The 16,700-nt window shown below is 57.4% G+C and carries 14 protein-coding genes; 10 read left to right on the top strand and 4 right to left on the bottom strand.

Annotated features, from left to right (window positions below; translation table 11 throughout):
- Window positions 1–2,637 (top strand): hypothetical protein (locus HY298_19830; GenBank protein MBI3852514.1); only part of this gene is annotated, 2,637 nt, incomplete at its 5' end.
- A gap of 255 nt (window positions 2,638–2,892) precedes the next feature.
- Here the strand turns inward: HY298_19830 and HY298_19825 are convergent.
- A complete protein-coding gene (locus HY298_19825; GenBank protein ID MBI3852513.1) occupies window positions 2,893–3,195 on the bottom strand; it encodes a hypothetical protein in 303 nt (100 codons plus the stop codon).
- A gap of 22 nt (window positions 3,196–3,217) precedes the next feature.
- On the opposite strand from HY298_19825, the gene HY298_19820 reads away from it, so the two are divergent.
- The 3 genes from HY298_19820 (at window position 3,218) to HY298_19810 (ending at window position 8,243) form a co-directional block, all read left to right on the top strand.
- On the top strand, window positions 3,218–5,068 hold the full coding sequence (locus tag HY298_19820; protein MBI3852512.1) for an ATP-binding protein: 1,851 nt from the start codon (window positions 3,218–3,220) through the stop codon (window positions 5,066–5,068).
- Between the two features lie 132 nt (window positions 5,069–5,200).
- Window positions 5,201–5,968: a hypothetical protein gene (locus HY298_19815; protein ID MBI3852511.1), complete on the top strand. Its 768-nt coding sequence runs from the start codon at window positions 5,201–5,203 to the stop codon at window positions 5,966–5,968.
- Between the two features lie 133 nt (window positions 5,969–6,101).
- Window positions 6,102–8,243 (top strand): DNA topoisomerase IV subunit A, encoded by a 2,142-nt coding sequence (locus HY298_19810; protein MBI3852510.1) that lies wholly within the window; start codon window positions 6,102–6,104, stop codon window positions 8,241–8,243.
- Between the two features lie 155 nt (window positions 8,244–8,398).
- Here HY298_19810 and HY298_19805 read toward each other — a convergent pair whose 3' ends face one another.
- Window positions 8,399–9,457, bottom strand: a complete 1,059-nt coding sequence (locus tag HY298_19805; protein ID MBI3852509.1) for a hypothetical protein — start codon at window positions 9,455–9,457, stop codon at window positions 8,399–8,401.
- 142 nt (window positions 9,458–9,599) lie between these two features.
- On the opposite strand from HY298_19805, the gene HY298_19800 reads away from it, so the two are divergent.
- The gene (locus tag HY298_19800) at window positions 9,600–10,376 is read left to right on the top strand and encodes a type II secretion system protein (protein MBI3852508.1); all 777 of its coding nucleotides are present in this window, start codon (window positions 9,600–9,602) and stop codon (window positions 10,374–10,376) included.
- 201 nt (window positions 10,377–10,577) lie between these two features.
- Complete coding sequence (locus tag HY298_19795; protein MBI3852507.1) at window positions 10,578–10,943, top strand: VOC family protein; 366 nt, start codon at window positions 10,578–10,580, stop codon at window positions 10,941–10,943.
- A 25-nt stretch (window positions 10,944–10,968) separates the two neighbouring features.
- Here HY298_19795 and HY298_19790 read toward each other — a convergent pair whose 3' ends face one another.
- Entirely contained in the window at window positions 10,969–11,445 is a 477-nt protein-coding gene (locus HY298_19790) for a hypothetical protein (GenBank protein MBI3852506.1), read from the bottom strand.
- A 73-nt stretch (window positions 11,446–11,518) separates the two neighbouring features.
- Here HY298_19790 and HY298_19785 point away from each other — a divergent pair, with 73 nt between their 5' ends.
- The 4 genes from HY298_19785 (at window position 11,519) to dnaN (ending at window position 16,211) form a co-directional block, all read left to right on the top strand.
- Window positions 11,519–12,484 carry a substrate-binding domain-containing protein gene (locus HY298_19785; GenBank protein MBI3852505.1) on the top strand — a complete coding sequence of 322 codons (966 nt, stop codon included), beginning with the start codon at window positions 11,519–11,521 and terminating at the stop codon, window positions 12,482–12,484.
- Window positions 12,485–12,572: 88 nt separating this feature from the next.
- Window positions 12,573–13,718, top strand: a complete 1,146-nt coding sequence (locus tag HY298_19780) for an aldo/keto reductase (GenBank protein ID MBI3852504.1) — start codon at window positions 12,573–12,575, stop codon at window positions 13,716–13,718.
- Between the two features lie 33 nt (window positions 13,719–13,751).
- Window positions 13,752–14,900 carry a cysteine desulfurase gene (locus HY298_19775; protein ID MBI3852503.1) on the top strand — a complete coding sequence of 383 codons (1,149 nt, stop codon included), beginning with the start codon at window positions 13,752–13,754 and terminating at the stop codon, window positions 14,898–14,900.
- Window positions 14,901–15,101: 201 nt separating this feature from the next.
- Entirely contained in the window at window positions 15,102–16,211 is a 1,110-nt protein-coding gene (gene dnaN / locus HY298_19770) for a DNA polymerase III subunit beta (protein MBI3852502.1), read from the top strand.
- A gap of 219 nt (window positions 16,212–16,430) precedes the next feature.
- Here dnaN and HY298_19765 read toward each other — a convergent pair whose 3' ends face one another.
- Window positions 16,431–16,643: a tyrosine-type recombinase/integrase gene (locus HY298_19765; GenBank protein MBI3852501.1), complete on the bottom strand. Its 213-nt coding sequence runs from the start codon at window positions 16,641–16,643 to the stop codon at window positions 16,431–16,433.
- Between the last annotated feature and the right edge of the window lie 57 nt (window positions 16,644–16,700).

Below are 16,700 nucleotides of genomic sequence, written 5' to 3'. Positions count from 1 at the left end.
TTGATTAACCCATCGACGGGGGCGTTGACGCTCGGCGGGGATGCGCTGTACGGGCAGTACTTTGCCGGTCGGATTGATGAAGTGCGGGTGTACAACCGGGCGCTGAGTGTGACCGAGATCCAAGCGGACATGAATACGCCGGTGGGAGAGAATCCGCCGTCCCTGGCGCCGACGATCAGCGACATTCCAGATCAGGTGACAACGGTGAACACTCCCTCGCCGGCGATACCGTTTACGGTCAATGACGCGGACACGCCAGTGAGCAATCTGACCTTGAGCGCAGGCTCGACCAACCCGACGCTGGTGCCAACGAACAACGTGGTGTTTGGGGGCAGTGAGAGCAACCGGACGGTAACCGTGACGCCTGCGGCCAATCAGACGGGAGTGGCGACGATCACCGTGACGGTTAGTGACGGGACGAACAGCGCCAGCGACTCGTTTGCGGTGACGGTCAACGCGGTGAACACCCCGCCAACGATCACGGGGATTGCGGACCAGACGATCAACGAGGATACGAGCACGGCTGCGCTGGGCTTTACCGTGGGGGATGCGGAGACCGCACCAGACAGCCTGACGTTGAGTAAGGGAACAAGCAATCCGGCCTTGGTGCCGACGAACAACATTGCGTTTGGCGGCTCAGGTGCCAACCGGACCGTGACGGTGAGTCCGGCGAGCAATCAATACGGGACGGCGACGATCACGGTGAGTGTGAGTGACGGACAATTGAGCACGAACACGAGTTTTACGCTGACGGTCAACGCGGTAAACGATCCGCCGACGATCACGGGGATAGCGAATCAGGCGATTACGGTGAACACCTCGACGGGGCCGTTGAACTTCACGATTGGGGACGTGGACACGCCCGTAGGCAATTTAACCTTAAGTAACAGCTCGTCCGACCCTGTGCTGGTGCCGACCGGCAACATTGTGTTGAGTGGCAGCGGTAGCAACCGGACGGTAACGGTGACCCCGGCCACCGACCAAACCGGCAGTGCGACGATCACCGTGAGCGTGAGCGACGGTCAGACCAGCACCAGCACCAGTTTTGTGGTGACGGTCAGTACGTCGTTTACGGGAACGAAGGCACACACCAACGCGACGGCGATCAGGATTCCGAGCGTGAGAGCGGCAACGCCATATCCCTCGACGATCAGTGTTGCCGGAATGAGCGGCACGCTCAGCAACGTGACGATGACGCTCTACGGCATTACGCACCAACGGATGCGTGATATTGACATTCTTCTCGTTGGACCTGGCGGTCAAAAGGTGATTGTGATGTCGGATGTGGGCCCTAACGGGGCAGTGAACAACGTCACGCTGACTCTGTCGGACGCTGCCGCCTCATCGTTGGGGACGGGGACGATTGTTTCGGGAACTTACAAGCCGACGAACATCACCACTGGCGACACTTTCGCTGCGCCGGCGCCCGCTGGGCCGTATGGGACGACAATGTCGGTGTTTAACGCGACTGCAGCCAATGGGACGTGGTCGCTGTATGTCGTGGATGACAGTTCCGGGTCCACGGGCAGCATCGCCGGCGGGTGGAGCCTGACGGTGACCACGGTGACCGTGCCCCCGACGATCACGGCGATAGCGGATCAGACGATCACTGTGGACGGGACGACAGGGCCGCTGAGTTTTACTGTTGGAGACCTGGATACACCGCTGACGGGACTGACTTTGACTGCGGGGTCCTCAAATCCGGCACTGGTGCCGACCAATAACATCGCGTTTGGCGGCAGTGGCAGCAACCGCGCCGTGACGGTGACGCCGGTAGCCGGGCAGATGGGGACCACGACAATCACGGTGAGCGTGAGCGACGGGCAGTTTACCACGAGCACGGATTTTGTGCTGACAGTCAGTTCATTGTTGACAGGGACGAAGTCCTTTACCAACAGCGCCGCAATCGTGATCCCGGATTCGGGGGCGGGGGCGCCGTATCCGTCGCTGATCAACGTGAGTGGGATGGGTGGGACAATCACCAACGTTGTGCTGCGGCTCAATGGATTCAGTCACACCTGGGGCAATGATGTGGACGTACTGCTCGTCGGGCCGGGCGGGCAGACGATGAGAGTCATGGAGAATGCAGGCACGGGGCCAACGGTCAATGCGAACTTGACCTTCTCGAACAGTGCGGCGGCGGCGTTGCCGCAAACCGGTGCTTTGGCCAGCGGGACTTACAGGCCAACAGCGTACTCACCGGCCACAATTTATCCATCTCCTGCACCGGCGGGGCCGCACGGGACAAACTTCACGGTGTTCAACGGTCAATCGGCCAATGGGAATTGGTCCTTGTATGTGTTTGACGACGGTCCGGGGGACCTGGGCAGTTTCGCCAGCGGGTGGAGCGTTACCATCAGCACTGCGGGAGCAGGTGCGAGCTTCTTGAGCGCAAAGGCGTTCGTCCCTGTCGAAAGCGCTCCCAGAATCACGTCAATGACTGTTGAGAACCAGGGAACAGTGCGATTGATTGTTAGCGGCCAAGCGGGGTTCACTTATGCCTTGGAGGTCTCCAGCGACATGATCAAGTGGACCAAGGTAGCCTGGAATGATAATACCTCCGGCACGGTGGTGTTCACCGACCCGATAACGACCGATTCAATTCGCTTCTACCGTGCCGTCGCGCTGCCCAAGTGACCAGTCTCTTAACGCTCATTCACATTTTGCGCGGCAATTTAAGGGACAATCTTGGCAGTCTGCGATAATGGAAGCGAGTTGACAATAAGGGCTGGTCAACATGTGCGAGTTTTTATTGTCGGCCTTTTGCCAAGTGGGACGACCGTTGCGGCAAACTAGCCGCTCAAGCCAAGCGAACCTCTGGTCGCGCCGGAGTGTCGGGGAAGCGCAGTGTTTCAGACTCGCTACCTCGTCTCCTACGGCGACAAGGGTATTTCAAATTGCTGCGAGGGGCGACTGCCATGCGCGGGTTCGTTTGGGCAGATCCGCAAGAATCTTCCGGGCGATCTGCACGTCCCCGGCGAGCACGTGGTCCGCGCCGTTTTCAAACGCGTAGCGGAAGGCGTCCTCCGGCGGGATTGCGCCCGCGGCCATCACTTTGAAAGCGATCCACAGCATTTGCGCGGACTTCATCACCTCGGCGGCTGCGGCGCGTTTACCGCCGCTTCGCCACGCGCGGCGAGTGAAGCTACGACCGCAGTGAGGTTTTCTATTTTCATCCGCACCGATTTGCCTCATTTTCTCCTTGGTCAATTTTTCTATGTCCGAAAAAACCAAACACAATTACGACGAAAGCAAGATCAAGACGCTGAGTTCGCTGGAACACATTCGGCTGCGCACGGGCATGTACATCGGGCGCATCGGCAACGGCAATCATTACGACGACGGCTGTTACATCCTGCTCAAGGAGGTCATTGATAACGCCATTGACGAATACATCATGGGCTTCGGCAAGGAGGTCGAGATCGTGATTGACGGTACACGCGTGTGCGTGCGCGATCACGGGCGCGGCATCCCGCTCGGCAAGGTCGTGGATTGCGTGTCCACCATCAACACCGGCGCGAAATACAACGACGACGTGTTCCAGTTCAGCGTCGGCCTCAACGGTGTCGGCACGAAGGCGGTGAACGCGCTCTCGGACGTGTTCGTCGTGCGCAGTTATCGCGAGGGGGAATTCGTCGAGGCCAGCTTCAAGCGCGGCAAGCTCAAGAACGAGAAGAAGGGCAAGGACGCCAAACAGCCGGACGGAACGTATGTCGAATTCGAGCCGGACTCGACGATCTTCAAGGAAACCGATTTCAAACCAGAACACCTCGAACGCCGCCTGCGCCATTACAGCTACCTGAACACGGGGCTGCGGTTGATTCTGAAAACGCCGGCGTCGCCCGAGCCAAGAGTTTTCCAATCCCGCCACGGCCTTATGGACCTCGTGATGGAAGACCTCGCCAGCGACGGCAGCGAGCCGATTTATCCGCCGCTGCATTACGCGAGCAAGATGCTGGAGTTCTGCTTCACGCACAGCAACAACCGTTACGGCGAGACGTTTTATTCCTTCGTCAATGGCCAATACACGAGCGACGGCGGCACGCACCTGAGCGCGTTTCGCGAAGGTTTGCTCAAGGCGGTGAACGAGTATTGCGGCGGCAAGTTCGACGGCGACGACGTGCGCGAATGCATGATCGGCGCGGTGGCGATCCGCCTGAAAGACCCGGTGTTCGAGTCGCAGACGAAGAACAAGCTCGGCAACACGGAAATCCGCACCGACCTCGTCAACAGCGTGCGCGAGGAGTTGCTGCATTTTTTCCAGCGCAACAAAGCCATCGCGGAACAAATCATCACGAAGGTCAAAGACACGCAGCAGTTGCGGAAGGAATTGCAGGAGGTCAAAAAGCTCGCGCGCGAACGGGCCAAGGCGATCACGCTGCGCATCCCGCAGTTGAAGGATTGCAAGAACCACTTCGACAAGAAGAAGGAGAAGGGCAAAGGCACGATGGTGTTCATCTGCGAAGGTCAGTCCGCCGCCGGTTCGATCACGAGCTGCCGCGACGTGAACAATCAGGCGGTGTTCGTGCTCAAGGGCAAGCCGCTCAACGTCTGGGATCTCAAGCGCGACGTGATGTACAAGAACGACGAGATGTACAACCTCATGCAGTCGCTCAACGTCGAGGACAACACCGAGGGCTTGCGCTACGACAAGGTCATCCTCGCCACCGACGCGGACGTGGACGGCATGCACATCCGCAATTTGATGATCACGTATTTCTTCCGGTTTTTCGAGCAACTCGTCCACGACGGCCACGTGTATGTGCTGGAGACGCCGCTGTTCCGCGTGCGCAACAAGGAAAAAACGATTTATTGCTACAGCGAAACCGAACGCGACAACGCCGTGAAGGAACTCGGCGGCAAGCCAGAGATCACGCGGTTCAAAGGGCTGGGTGAAATCAGCCCGAAGGAATTCGCGCAATTCATCGGCAAGGAAATGCGCCTGAGCAAAGTGGAATACGCACCGAAAGTTGAGTCCGGCCCGATCTTCAACTTCTACATGGGCAAGAACACGCCCGAGCGGAAGGATTACATCATGGAGCGGCTGGTTGTGCCGGTGGAGGAATAGCCACAGATTTCGCGAACCGTTCGCCTCTACCAGTTCTACAACCTTTTGTCCCATATGAGACAAAAGATTGTATTGCATTCGACCGGGTGTTTTGTCAGGCTGTGCGGTATGCAACCTCGAACGGAAGAGTTTTTGAACCTCCTGTTATGGTCTGCTGACAAGTTGATGCGCCCCACATTCCGCAATCTGACGGATTCTTACGAAGGCTGGGCTTACCGAAACGGACTGCTGCGGCAGGTCTCAACGCTGGAACAGCAAAAGCTCGTCGAGCGCGATCCGACCGTGCCCGACGACCGGATGTATCGTCTGACCTGGCAGGGCCGGCTGCATGCTCTGGGCGGGCGCGACCCCCAAGCGCGCTGGTCGCGCGAATGGGACGGTCGCTGGCGGCTGGTGCTTTTCGACGTTCCCACGGCGCAGAACTCTCACCGGGTTCGACTTCGCCGATACCTTCAGGCTAAAGGTTTCGGATACTTGCAGAATAGCGTGTGGATTACGCCCGATTCGCTTGAAGAGGAAAGGCAAATCCTCGTCGGTGGGAAAATCAATGTGGAATCGCTCATCCTCTTGGAGGCGCGCTCGTGTGCGGGAGAGTCCAATGCTGAAATCGTCGCGGGCGCGTGGGACTTCGAGCGTATCAACCGTCGCTACGGCTCTTACTTGCGCATCCTCAACCAGCGGTCTTGCAAGCCGCTTCGCGACGAAGGAGCGGCAAAATCGTTGCTGCACTGGGCCGCCGAAGAGCGCGAGGCGTGGTTGGACGCAGTGACCAACGATCCTCTGCTGCCGGAGAAGCTTTTGCCGGATAACTATCTGGGACAGCGCGCGTGGCGGCAGCGGGTCGAAGTGCTCCGGGAAGCCGGCCAACAACTGCGCACTTTCAGCCCGAGACCGGTGTGACAACCTTTTGTCTCATATGGAACAAAAGGTTGTAGCAGGCGGCTCGGCTGGGATGCGGCATCACCTTTTCGTGAGCGTCTGCGCGCGTGAGTCTTGCCAAGCATCACGGTGGTCTGGCTAAATAGGCGCGCGCATGAATCCAGCGAAGAAAAAGAAAGATTCCAATCAGCCGGAATTGCCCATCGAGCGCGCGAAGCCTGCGCCGACCGACGTCAAACCTGCCGAATCAAAGCGCGGCAAAGCCAGGGCTTCGGCCAACGGGAACGGCGCGCAACACGTCGTCGCCGAAGCGGTCGAGGCCATCGCGCATCGGCCGTTCAATCCGAAGAAACTCGAAGCAGGTCTGCACACGCGTGTTGACCGCGGATTTTTGGATTACGCCAGCTACGTCATCCGCGACCGGGCGATTCCGAATCTCGCCGACGGTTTGAAACCCGTGCAGCGGCGCATCCTGTGGGCGTTGCACGAGAAGGATGACGGGCGGTTCATCAAGGTCGCCAACGTCGTCGGCCACACGATGCAGTATCATCCGCACGGTGATGCCTCCATTGGAGACGCGTTGGTCGTGCTGGCGAACAAACGTTACCTCATCGAGGGACAGGGAAATTTCGGCAACATCTTCACTGGCGATCCGCCCGCCGCACCGCGTTATATCGAGTGCCGGCTCACGGAGCTCGCGCGCCCGGAATTGTTCAACGACGAGATTACTGGGTTCGTTCCCAGTTACGACGGGCGTAACAAAGAACCCGTCGCGCTGCCAAGCAAACTGCCGCTCACGCTCATGCTCGGCACGGAAGGCATTGCGGTCGGATTGGCCGCGCGGATTTTGCCGCACAATTTCCCCGAGTTGCTCGAGGCACAGATCGCGATTCTCAAGAAGCAGCCGTTCAAGTGTCTGCCGGATTTCCCGACAGGCGGCTTGATGGATGCGCGCGAATACAAGGACGGCACGGGCAGCGTGAAGGTGCGCGCCAAGATCAAAACCAAGGACGAGTCCACTGTAGTCATCAAAGAAATCCCGCCCACGACCACGACCGATTCGCTCATTGCGTCCATCGAAAACGCGACGCAGAAGGGCAAACTCAAGGTCAAATCCATCAACGACTTCACGTCCGAGAACGTTGAGATCGAAATCAAATGCCCGTCCGGCGTGGACGCGGAGAAGTTGGTGGATGCGCTCTACGCTTTCACGGATTGCGAGGTGACGATTGCCAGCCGCATCGTCGTCATCAAGAATAGCCGGCCGGTCGAGTTGACCGTCAGCGAGGTGCTACGCGAGAACACGGCGCAATTAGTTGAAACGCTGAAGCGCGAGCTCGAACTCAAGGAGCAGAAGCTCCAGGACGAACTGCACTATCGGACGTTGGAACGCATCTTCATCGAGGAACGCATTTACAAATTGATCGAGAAGTGCAAAACGAGCGAGGCCGTGACCAAGGCGGTGTATGACGGCTTCAAGCCGTTCAAACGCCAACTCGTGCGCGAGATTACCGACCCGGATGTGGAGAGGTTGCTGCAAGTTCGCATCCGTCGCATCTCGCTCTTCGATATCAACCAGCACCGGCAGGAGATGGAGAAGGTCAAAGCCGACCTCGCCGAAACGCGCAACAATCTCAAAAACCTCACGCGCTACGTCATCGGCCATCTCGAAGCATTGCTGGAGAAATACGGTCCACAGTATCCGCGCCTCACGACCAAGAGCAGCCGCCATGAGGAAGTGGACGCGAAGGCCGTGGCGTTCAAGGCGTTCAAGGTTGCCTACGACCGCGAGAGTGGCTACGTGGGCTACAAAGTCAGCGGCGAGGAGTTCAAGGTCGAGTGCACGAAGTTCGACAAGGTACTGCTCGTGTTCAAGGACGGGACTTACAAGGTCACCGAGTTGCCAGAAAAATTATTCGTCGGGCCGGAACTGTTTTACTGCGGCCTGCCGGATCGCGAGACAGTGTTCACCTGCGCCTACACCGATCGCAAGGCGAGCTATTTGAAGCGCTTCAAGTTCGGCGGCACGATTTTGAACAAGGCGTATCTCTGCATCCCGGACAAATCGCGCATTCTTTTCTTCGCGCCCGACACGCCGAAGCTTCTCTACGTCCGCTACAAGCCCGCGCCGCACCAGAAGATCAGCCAGCAGACCTGCGATCCAAAGCAGATCGAAGTGAAAAGTCCGAAGACCCGCGGTCGCATGATTTCGATCAAGGACATTTCGTCCGTGACGGCCGAGCCAACGCGCGGTTGGGATGAGAAGGCCACAACGACGGAAATTGTGTTTGCCTAGGCGCCTAAATCCTCGACAAGCGCAACAACCTAGAAATTTCCCCCAATGCATTCCTCGCGGAGCGAAAGTGATGAATCAGAAAGTTCTTCTTCCGGAAATCTGCGTTCATCCGCGTCCAGCTGCGGTTCAAGTTCCGTGTTCCAAATTCGTTAGCATCACAATCCGAACGCTTGCAACGCCTGGAAATAAATCCAATGCCCGAAATCGTTGGGATGATTGATATTGTTGCCCAAAAGGTCTTCCGGCTTCTTGCGCGCGGCTATGCTCATCCAAAGGTGATACACATCGGCAAAGGCGCAGTGCTTTTCGCGCGCAACCTGTTCGGTCGCCACCGCGTAGGCTTCCATATTGTGCGAGCTGTAATGCCATTTCGGGTTTGGCGGAAAGGCAGAAAACAAAACAATCTCCGCGCCGGTGTCGGCGCGAATCCGGTCGATCATCGTCTGCAGGTTTTCGGCGAACTTGTTGAGCAGCACGCCGCCGCGATTGTGGTCGTTCATGCCGAAGCCGATTAGAACCAGATCGGGCTTTTGGCCGAGCACCTTGGCTTGCAACCGTTGCAAACCTTGCACCGTTGAGTCGCCACCGGTCGCGCCATTGATTGTTTCAACGGTGGCGTGCGGATATTCTTGCCGGAGGGCATCGGCCCAGCGTTCCCAAAAAATCAACCGCGGCTCAGAAGCTTCACCACCGGCGGTGATGCTGTCGCCGTACGCCACGATGCGGACTTTTTCTCCGGCACGAAGTTTTTTCCGCGTCACCGGCAGATGCGCAGCACCCAATTCCGGCCTTGCCGCCGGAGGCTGAAATTTTTCGCGATGATAATAGTCTGCGTAAACAAAGAATGGTCCGTTGCCGTAACCGGGAAACTGGGTGTGATTAAAATCCTCCTTGCCGAAGAGGATGTTCGTGCCGAAATCAGGAATGCGTGACTGTGCCGTCCGTCGAATCTGGCCAGCCGTATCAAGCACGTAGTCACGCCCCGGTTCATAATGAACCGTCTGCGGCAGTCCGTCGCGATACGTGCTGCGAACGTTGGCGGGCTGGGAAAGCGCTGGCGCAAAAGCAAGGTTCGCCGGCTTTTCGCCCACAAGGACGACCGATTCACCGGTTTGAAAATGCGCTGCATCGCCCGGGCGATAACTGACGCAACTGGTCAGGAACATTGTGGCGACGAGCGCCATCACACCTTGTAGTATTACGCGACAGAACATGGGTAAGAGATGCCGGACTTCAGCCGGAACTGCAACGGGTTTATGGGTCAGCGCTCGAAGCCAGCTTGGGCTCAATTGACGGTTTGGGGAATTGGTGGATGTTCTGACAATCCGCTTGAGCAAGGTGAAGTGGAGCTTGGACGTGCAAACAACATTATCCAAAAGCAAAAGACAGTCGTTGAAAGCGACCGCCTTCACGCTCATTGAATTGCTCGTGGTGATTGCCATCATTGGCATACTCGCCGCGCTGCTGCTGCCCACGCTGGCTGGCGCCAAGGAACGCGCCCGACGCACCAGTTGCAAGAACAGCTCACGCCAGTTCCTTATCGCGCTGCACTTGTATGGCGACGATAATCAACAAAGTCTGCCGAGTGGCGCGCCGAACCGGCCCAGGGCGGCAAACGATGACCATCTGCCCGTGCTCAGTAATGCGACCAGTAATTCGATCGTCCAATACCTTGGCACTGAACGCATGGTGCACTGCCCGAGTTTTGCGGATTACTTCATTCGGAAGCAGGTGCAACGGCCGTTTGAAGAGCAGGAGTACGGTTACGTCGTCGGCTACAATTATCACGGCGGCCACACCAACACGCCCTGGCCGGCGATCGTGGGCACGGCAACCTGGATTTCACCCCAGAAGCTCACCGACAACAGCAGCTTGGTTCTGGTTTCGGACATGAACGACTGGTCCCCCGGATACCGCCAGAGCTTTGCCCCGCACGGCAAAGGCGGGCCAATTCTGGGCGAACTCGACGCCTCAAATCCAAACGCCAGCGGTGCGTCCTCCGCTGTCATCGGTGGCGTCGGAGGCAACGTGGGCCTGCTCGACGGTTCTGTTTCCTGGAAACAAATCAAGCAGATGCAAATTTACCGCGGCTCGCAACAATGGGGCAACGACGGTTGTTGGGCGATGTGGTGAGTTGGTTGTTTGAGATGGCCTGACGGATTCTTCACGGTGCGGAGAAATTGAGTGGACGATCTGTTGATCGTCCACCCAAGACGTAGCCGCCGAAATAAGGAGGCGGACAATTGGCCGTGATTCCCGCATGAATCCGCCTCCTCACGTCGGCGGCTACCCCGCGATTGAATCTCGTCTCTCGCGGCGGCATCATCAGCGGCGATGAAAATCCTTGAACTGAATCACGTTGCCCTCCATGTGGCGGATGTGGAAAAAAGCTGCGAGTTTTATCGCAAGGTTTTGTTGCTCGACCCGTTGCCGCGTCCGGCCTTCAGTTTTCCCGGCGCGTGGTTTCGACTCGGCACGGACCAGGAATTGCACCTCATCGGTGAGCGCGGTGAACCGGTATCATCCGGCAATCGCGGAAATCATTTCGCGCTGCGGGTGGATGAACTGGATTCATGGGAGCAACATTTCCAAAAACTCACAGCGGATTTTCGTCCTCGAAAATTGCGACCCGACGGCGCGTGGCAGGTGTTTCTGCGTGACCCGGACGGTCACGTGATCGAACTGTTCACGCCGCCATGATTGCCATGAAGGAAAGCCCGGACGCTTACATTCCCAGTTTCGTCAACTCCGCTTCCAAAGCCATTTGAAACTGTTGCAGGTCGGCCGCTGACGGTTTGTAGCCCGGTTGGCTTGGTATCAGACCGGGACGACCCATTTCGTCGATATACCAGACGGCGTTCATAGCATCGCTAAACGTCACGCTGCCACTGACCGCTGCTCCGGGTCGCGCCACTTGATCCACGGACACCGAAACGCTCCCGGTGCCACCTGCCGCTGCTGAGGTTGGCCCGGCAGGGGACGAAGCGGATACGCCGCCCGTTTGCGAAGCGGATTTTTCAACCGGCTTCGCGCGCTCAATGTCTTTGGGCGTCAGCTTCAGATCATCCACGAGGAAGCGGACATCCATGTAAGTCAGGCTCAGTTTAAGTTCGGCAGCCAGCCGCTTCTGAATTTCGGCGAGTTGCAGACCTTCTGCAATCCAGGCAGAGATTTTCTTTTTCTGTGATTCGTCCAGGTTCATAAATCGTTCAATCCGGTACGCCGTCCAGACTTTTTCCTGTCGCCGCCGTTTGCTAACGTTTATAGTTGGCTACATGAAATCTTTTGCAAGCAGCGTTTTGCGGCTGACCTCGTTGGCGCTGTTGTTCCTTCCCTTTCTGGCGTCCGCGCAAAAGACCTACACGCTCGGCATGATTGCCAAATCGCAGGGCAACCAGTTTTTCGAGGCCGCGCGCGTCGGCGCGAATGACGCCGCCCGCGAACTGGGCGCGAAGCATGGCCTCAAGATCAAGATCGATTGGCGCACGCCGAATGAGGAGGACGCGCAAAAGCAGGCGGAGTTCCTGGAACAACTCGTGTTGAACGGCGCGGACGGCGTCATCATCAGTTGCTCCGACGCGACCAAATTGACCGACGCGATCAACAAAGCGGTGCGGCAGGGCGTTCCTGTGATCACGTTTTCCGGCGACGCTCCGTCCAGCAAACGTTTTGTTGCTTTAGGTATTGATGAGTTCAAGTGTGGCGAGGCGGTGTTCGAAGCGTTGGCAAAGTTGCTGGGCGGAGAGGGCATCGTAGCCGCCATCGACGGCAATCCTAATGCGTCGAATTTGCAGCAGCGCGGCGCTGGCTTTCGAAGCGCGGCGAAGAAACACCCTGGCATCAAGCTGCTCGACCTTTATTATCACAAGGAAACGCCGCAGGACGCGGTGGCGAAGATCGAACAGGTGATGCAGGCGAACCCGGACATCACCGGCTGGGGCTTGCTCGGCGGCTGGCCGCTCTTCACCGATAATGCGCTGCGCTGGAGTCCGGGCACGATCAAATGTGTCGCGGTCGATGCGTTGCCGCCGGAACTGCCCTACGTCCGAAGCGGTCACGTGCAATTGCTCCTGTCACAGGATGTTTATGGCTACGGCTACCGCGCCGTCGAACACCTCATCAACAAACTCCACTTCAAGAAGGATCCGCCACGAGTCATGGACAACACGCCACTCACACCGGTGACAAAGGAGAACGTCGAACAATTTGCCAAGAACTGGGAGAAATGGCTGCCGAAGTAAGCAACCTCCGAACAACCCGCCGCAGCAACGCGTTAAGAAAAGTGTCGTTGCCTTTGGCCCGACTCTCAAGTTTCATTGATGACGATTTATGGATTTGACACGCACAGCATTCGGCACGTGGAGCGGCGGACGTTTCATGCACTTTGGCGAGCCGCTCAGCGAGGAACGCTTCATCCAAGTCGTTCAACAAGCCTATCAACGCGGCATCCGCACCTTCATGACGGCGGATGTCTATGGCAACGGCGCTGCCGATGAGCTGCTGGGCCGCGCCCTCACCGGTTTGCCGCGCGATGCCTATTGCCTCGTCGGCGCGGTCGGACACGATTTTTATTCCGGCAAACGTGACGGCTCGAAGGGCTTTCCACGCTTCACCCACCCGCAACTGCGCCCGCCGAATCAATTCGCGGATTACTTGCGCATGGCGACGGAGAAATCGCTGCAACGTTGCCGCACGGACAAGTTTGACCTCCTCCTGCTGCACAACCCGGACTTCACCGGCTACACGAGCGATGCGGTCTGGAAAGCGACGGACAAACTCCGCGACGCGAAGCTCACCGAGCGTATCGGCGTCGCGCCCGGCCCGGCCAACGGTTTCACGCTGGACCTCCTGCTTTGTTTCGAGCGATTCGGTCCGCTGCTCGACTGGGCGATGATTATTCTGAATCCGCTCGAACCGTGGCCGGGCAGTCTGGTGTTGCCCGCGGCCGTGAAGCACGACGTGAACCTCATCACGAGAGTTGTGGATTACGGCGGGCTGTTCCACGACGACGTGAAGCCGGGACACAAGTTCGGCCAGCAGGATCATCGCGCGTTCCGTCCGGCGGGCTGGGTCGAGGCCGGTAGTGAGAAGATGGAACGCCTGCGCGACATTGCAAAGAAGCATAACGTGACGATGCTTCAACTGGCCTGTCTGTGGAATCTGTCGCAACCCGGGGTGAAAAGCGTCATCCCGACGTTGATTCAGGAAACTGGCGAGAAGACCAAACCCATCGAATCGAAACTGGACGAACTGGCGTCGCTGCCGGACATCAAACTGACCGCCGATGAGTGCGAGTTCATCGCGGAAATTGGCAACAACAAGGGTTGCATGGAGTTGAAGGGGGCGAACCAGGCGCACATTGGCGAGCCGCAGCCCGACCGCTGGGGACTGACGAACGATCACGAATTAGTCGCCAAGCGCTGGCACATTGACGCGAACACGGACCTCGCCTGCACGCACAAGCTGGCGGCGTGAGCATCCTTTGGGCGCGCTCGAACTCGCCCCCTGATGAAAACCATCTACCTCGACTACAACGCGACCACCCCGCTCGACCCGGTGGTGCGCGAGGCGATGCTGCCGTTCCTCGGCGAAGTCTTCGGCAACCCGTCCAGCGTTCATCATGTCGGGCGAAAGGCACGGGCGATTCTCGACGACGCGCGTGATCGCACAGCGCGCGTCTTCCAATGCAAGCCGAGTGAGATCGTTTTCACCAGTGGCGGCACGGAAAGCAGCAACCTGGCAATCTTTGGCGTCGCGCGCCTGCTGAAGTCGAAAGGACGTCATATCATCACCTCGGCCATCGAGCATCATGCGGTGTTGCATCCCTGCGAATACCTTGCCAGGAAGGAAGGTTTTGCGCTGACGACCCTTCCCGTTTCAAACGAGGGAATCGTTTCAGTCGATTCTCTCGCCAAGGCAATCCGCCCCGATACGATCCTGGTTTCGATCATGGCGGCGAACAACGAAATCGGAACAATTCAACCAGTTGCTGAACTCGGCGCATTGTGCCGCGAACGCGGCGTTCTCTTCCACACCGACGCTGTGCAATGGTTCGGGAAGGAACCATTCGCCAGCATTCATCAGTTCAACGCCGATCTCGTTTCAATTTGTGGTCACAAATTCCACGGCCCAAAGGGCGCTGGTGCCCTTTTCGTCCGCTCACCCTTGCTGCCCGACCCGATCCTGTTTGGCGGCAGCCATGAAAATGAACGCCGCGCGGGCACGGAAAATCTTGCCGCTATCATTGGGTTTTTTGAAGCTTTGGAGCGGTTTGTTCCGCAACCTGTTTTTGCCAGAGAAATCCTCTCGCCGCTCTCGAATCGTTTGATTTCACTCCTAGACCAGATCGGCGGTGTTCGATTCGTCGGCTCGCGTCAGCACCGCCTGACCAACACCGTCTCGTTTGTCGTGGAAGGTTCGGACAGCATCGCATTGCTCGCCGGGCTGGACATCGAAGGCATTTGTGCGTCCAGCGGCTCAGCTTGTTCCGCCGGCTCGCTCGAACCTTCTCATGTGATCTCTGCTTTGGGTGTGGACAGAAAAATCGCCAACTCACTGGTTCGTTTTTCGTTGGGCCGCGAAACGACGCCTGCCGACATTGAATTTGTGGAATCGGTTTTGCCGTCGGTCATCCAAAGAGCACAACGTTACCAATAAGCTCCCAATTGTCAGTGAACGCATTGTTGGTAGTGTGAACAAGCCGGACTTTCCTGATTTTTTCTCTCGCTTTCCATTTTCTTTTCGCCTCTATTTGGCTCGCAAACGGCCAGCCATCCTTGACACTGTGAGTTGTTTGCATTATTCACACCCTTTAATAATAAGAGTGTTTTAAGAATTCAGATACATATTAACGGCGCAATGAATCTAACAATCGCGAAAGAGCAAATCATCAACGGGCTGCAAGCCGTTCAAAACATCGTCAGCACCCGCACCACGCTGCCCATTCTCTCCAATGTCCTGCTGCGCGCTGAGAAAGACCGGCTGGAGTTGACCGCAACGGATCTGGACGTCACAGTTTCCTGCGGCGTCGAAGCGACTGTGAAAAAAGTAGGAGCGACCACGGTGCCGGTCAAAAAGCTCTTTGGAATTGTGCGTGAATTGAACAATCCAGAACTGGAAATCGAAGTCGATGACAAACACTCCTGTTCACTACGTTCCGGTGCTTCATTCTACAAAATCAATGGCTTGAGCGCGGATGAGTTTCCACCGCTGCCAAAGCTCAAAGAGGAACGCAAGGTGGTGCTGCCGCAGGAAAAGGTCCGGAGCATGATGAAAAAGACTTCCTTCGCCATCTCGACGGATGAATCGCGCTACGTGTTGAATGGAATTTTTCTGAGCTTGAAGGAGCATAAGCTGACCATGGTGGCGACGGATGGCCGGCGACTCGCGTTGGTGGATGAAGAAGTGGACGTGTCGGACAAGAGCCAGGGCGAATTCATTGTGCCGGCGAAGGCCGTGAATGAGTTGAACCGTCTGTTGCAGGACAAAGGCGAGGTCGAGGTCCGCTACAACGAGAACCAGGCCGCGTTCACGTTGAAGGATGAGAAAGGGTTCAGCATCCTGGTGGCGACCAAGTTGATCGAGGGAAATTATCCGAACTATCGCCAGGTCATCCCCGCGGAAGCCAAGGAGCGCGTGGCCCTGTCGCGCGAAGAATTTCTCCACGCGTTGAGACGCGCCGAAATCATGACGAGCGACAAATCAAATTCGGTAAAGCTGGCGTTCGCCAAGAATAATCTCGCGATCACCGCCAACTCACCGGAAGTGGGCGAAGCGCGCGAAAGCTTGGCGATCAATTACAAAGGCAAGGAGATGTCCATCGCTTTCAACCCGAAATACTTGATCGATGCGTTGAATGCGCTGCCCAACGACGAAGTGTTTATTGAGTTGATCGACGAACTCAGTCCGGGCGTCTTGAAGATCAATGGGCCGTTCCTCTACGTCGTCATGCCGATGCGGCTGAGTTGAGGGTTGTGGGTTGAGAGTTGAGGCCTTCACAACTTCAGCGTTCGACGTTCAAAGTAGGACGTTGAATGTTGGTGGTTCGATGTTGGATGCTTCCCCTCCCTCTCCGCCTCGATCGGGGAGAGGGATTGAGGGTGAGGTGTCGATTTCTGACTGCGCAACACACGAACCACGCGAACGGAGCAGAACCCTCGGGAAAGGCCTTCCCCTGGAACCTTCCTTTCACCCATCCAGCGGACTCTTCACCCCCAAGCCCGGCTTGGCCATGACGTGGGTGTAGATTTGCGTCGTCGTCACGTCCTTGTGTCCGAGCAACTCCTGCACTGTCCGAATGTCATAACCATTCTCCAACAGATGCGTCGCAAAGGAATGTCGCAACGTGTGCGGCGTCACTTTCCGGCCGTCCAGCTGGGCTAGCACCGCCGCCTTGCGCACCGCCCGTTACACGCTGTACTCGTCCAGATGATGCCGCCGCTCAATCCCGGTGCGCGG

The organism is Verrucomicrobiota bacterium, assembly GCA_016200005.1.
GTDB lineage: Bacteria > Verrucomicrobiota > Verrucomicrobiia > Limisphaerales > PALSA-1396 > PALSA-1396.
Note: the sequence above shows the minus strand (reverse complement) of the source record. Positions and strands in the feature narration are given on the sequence as shown.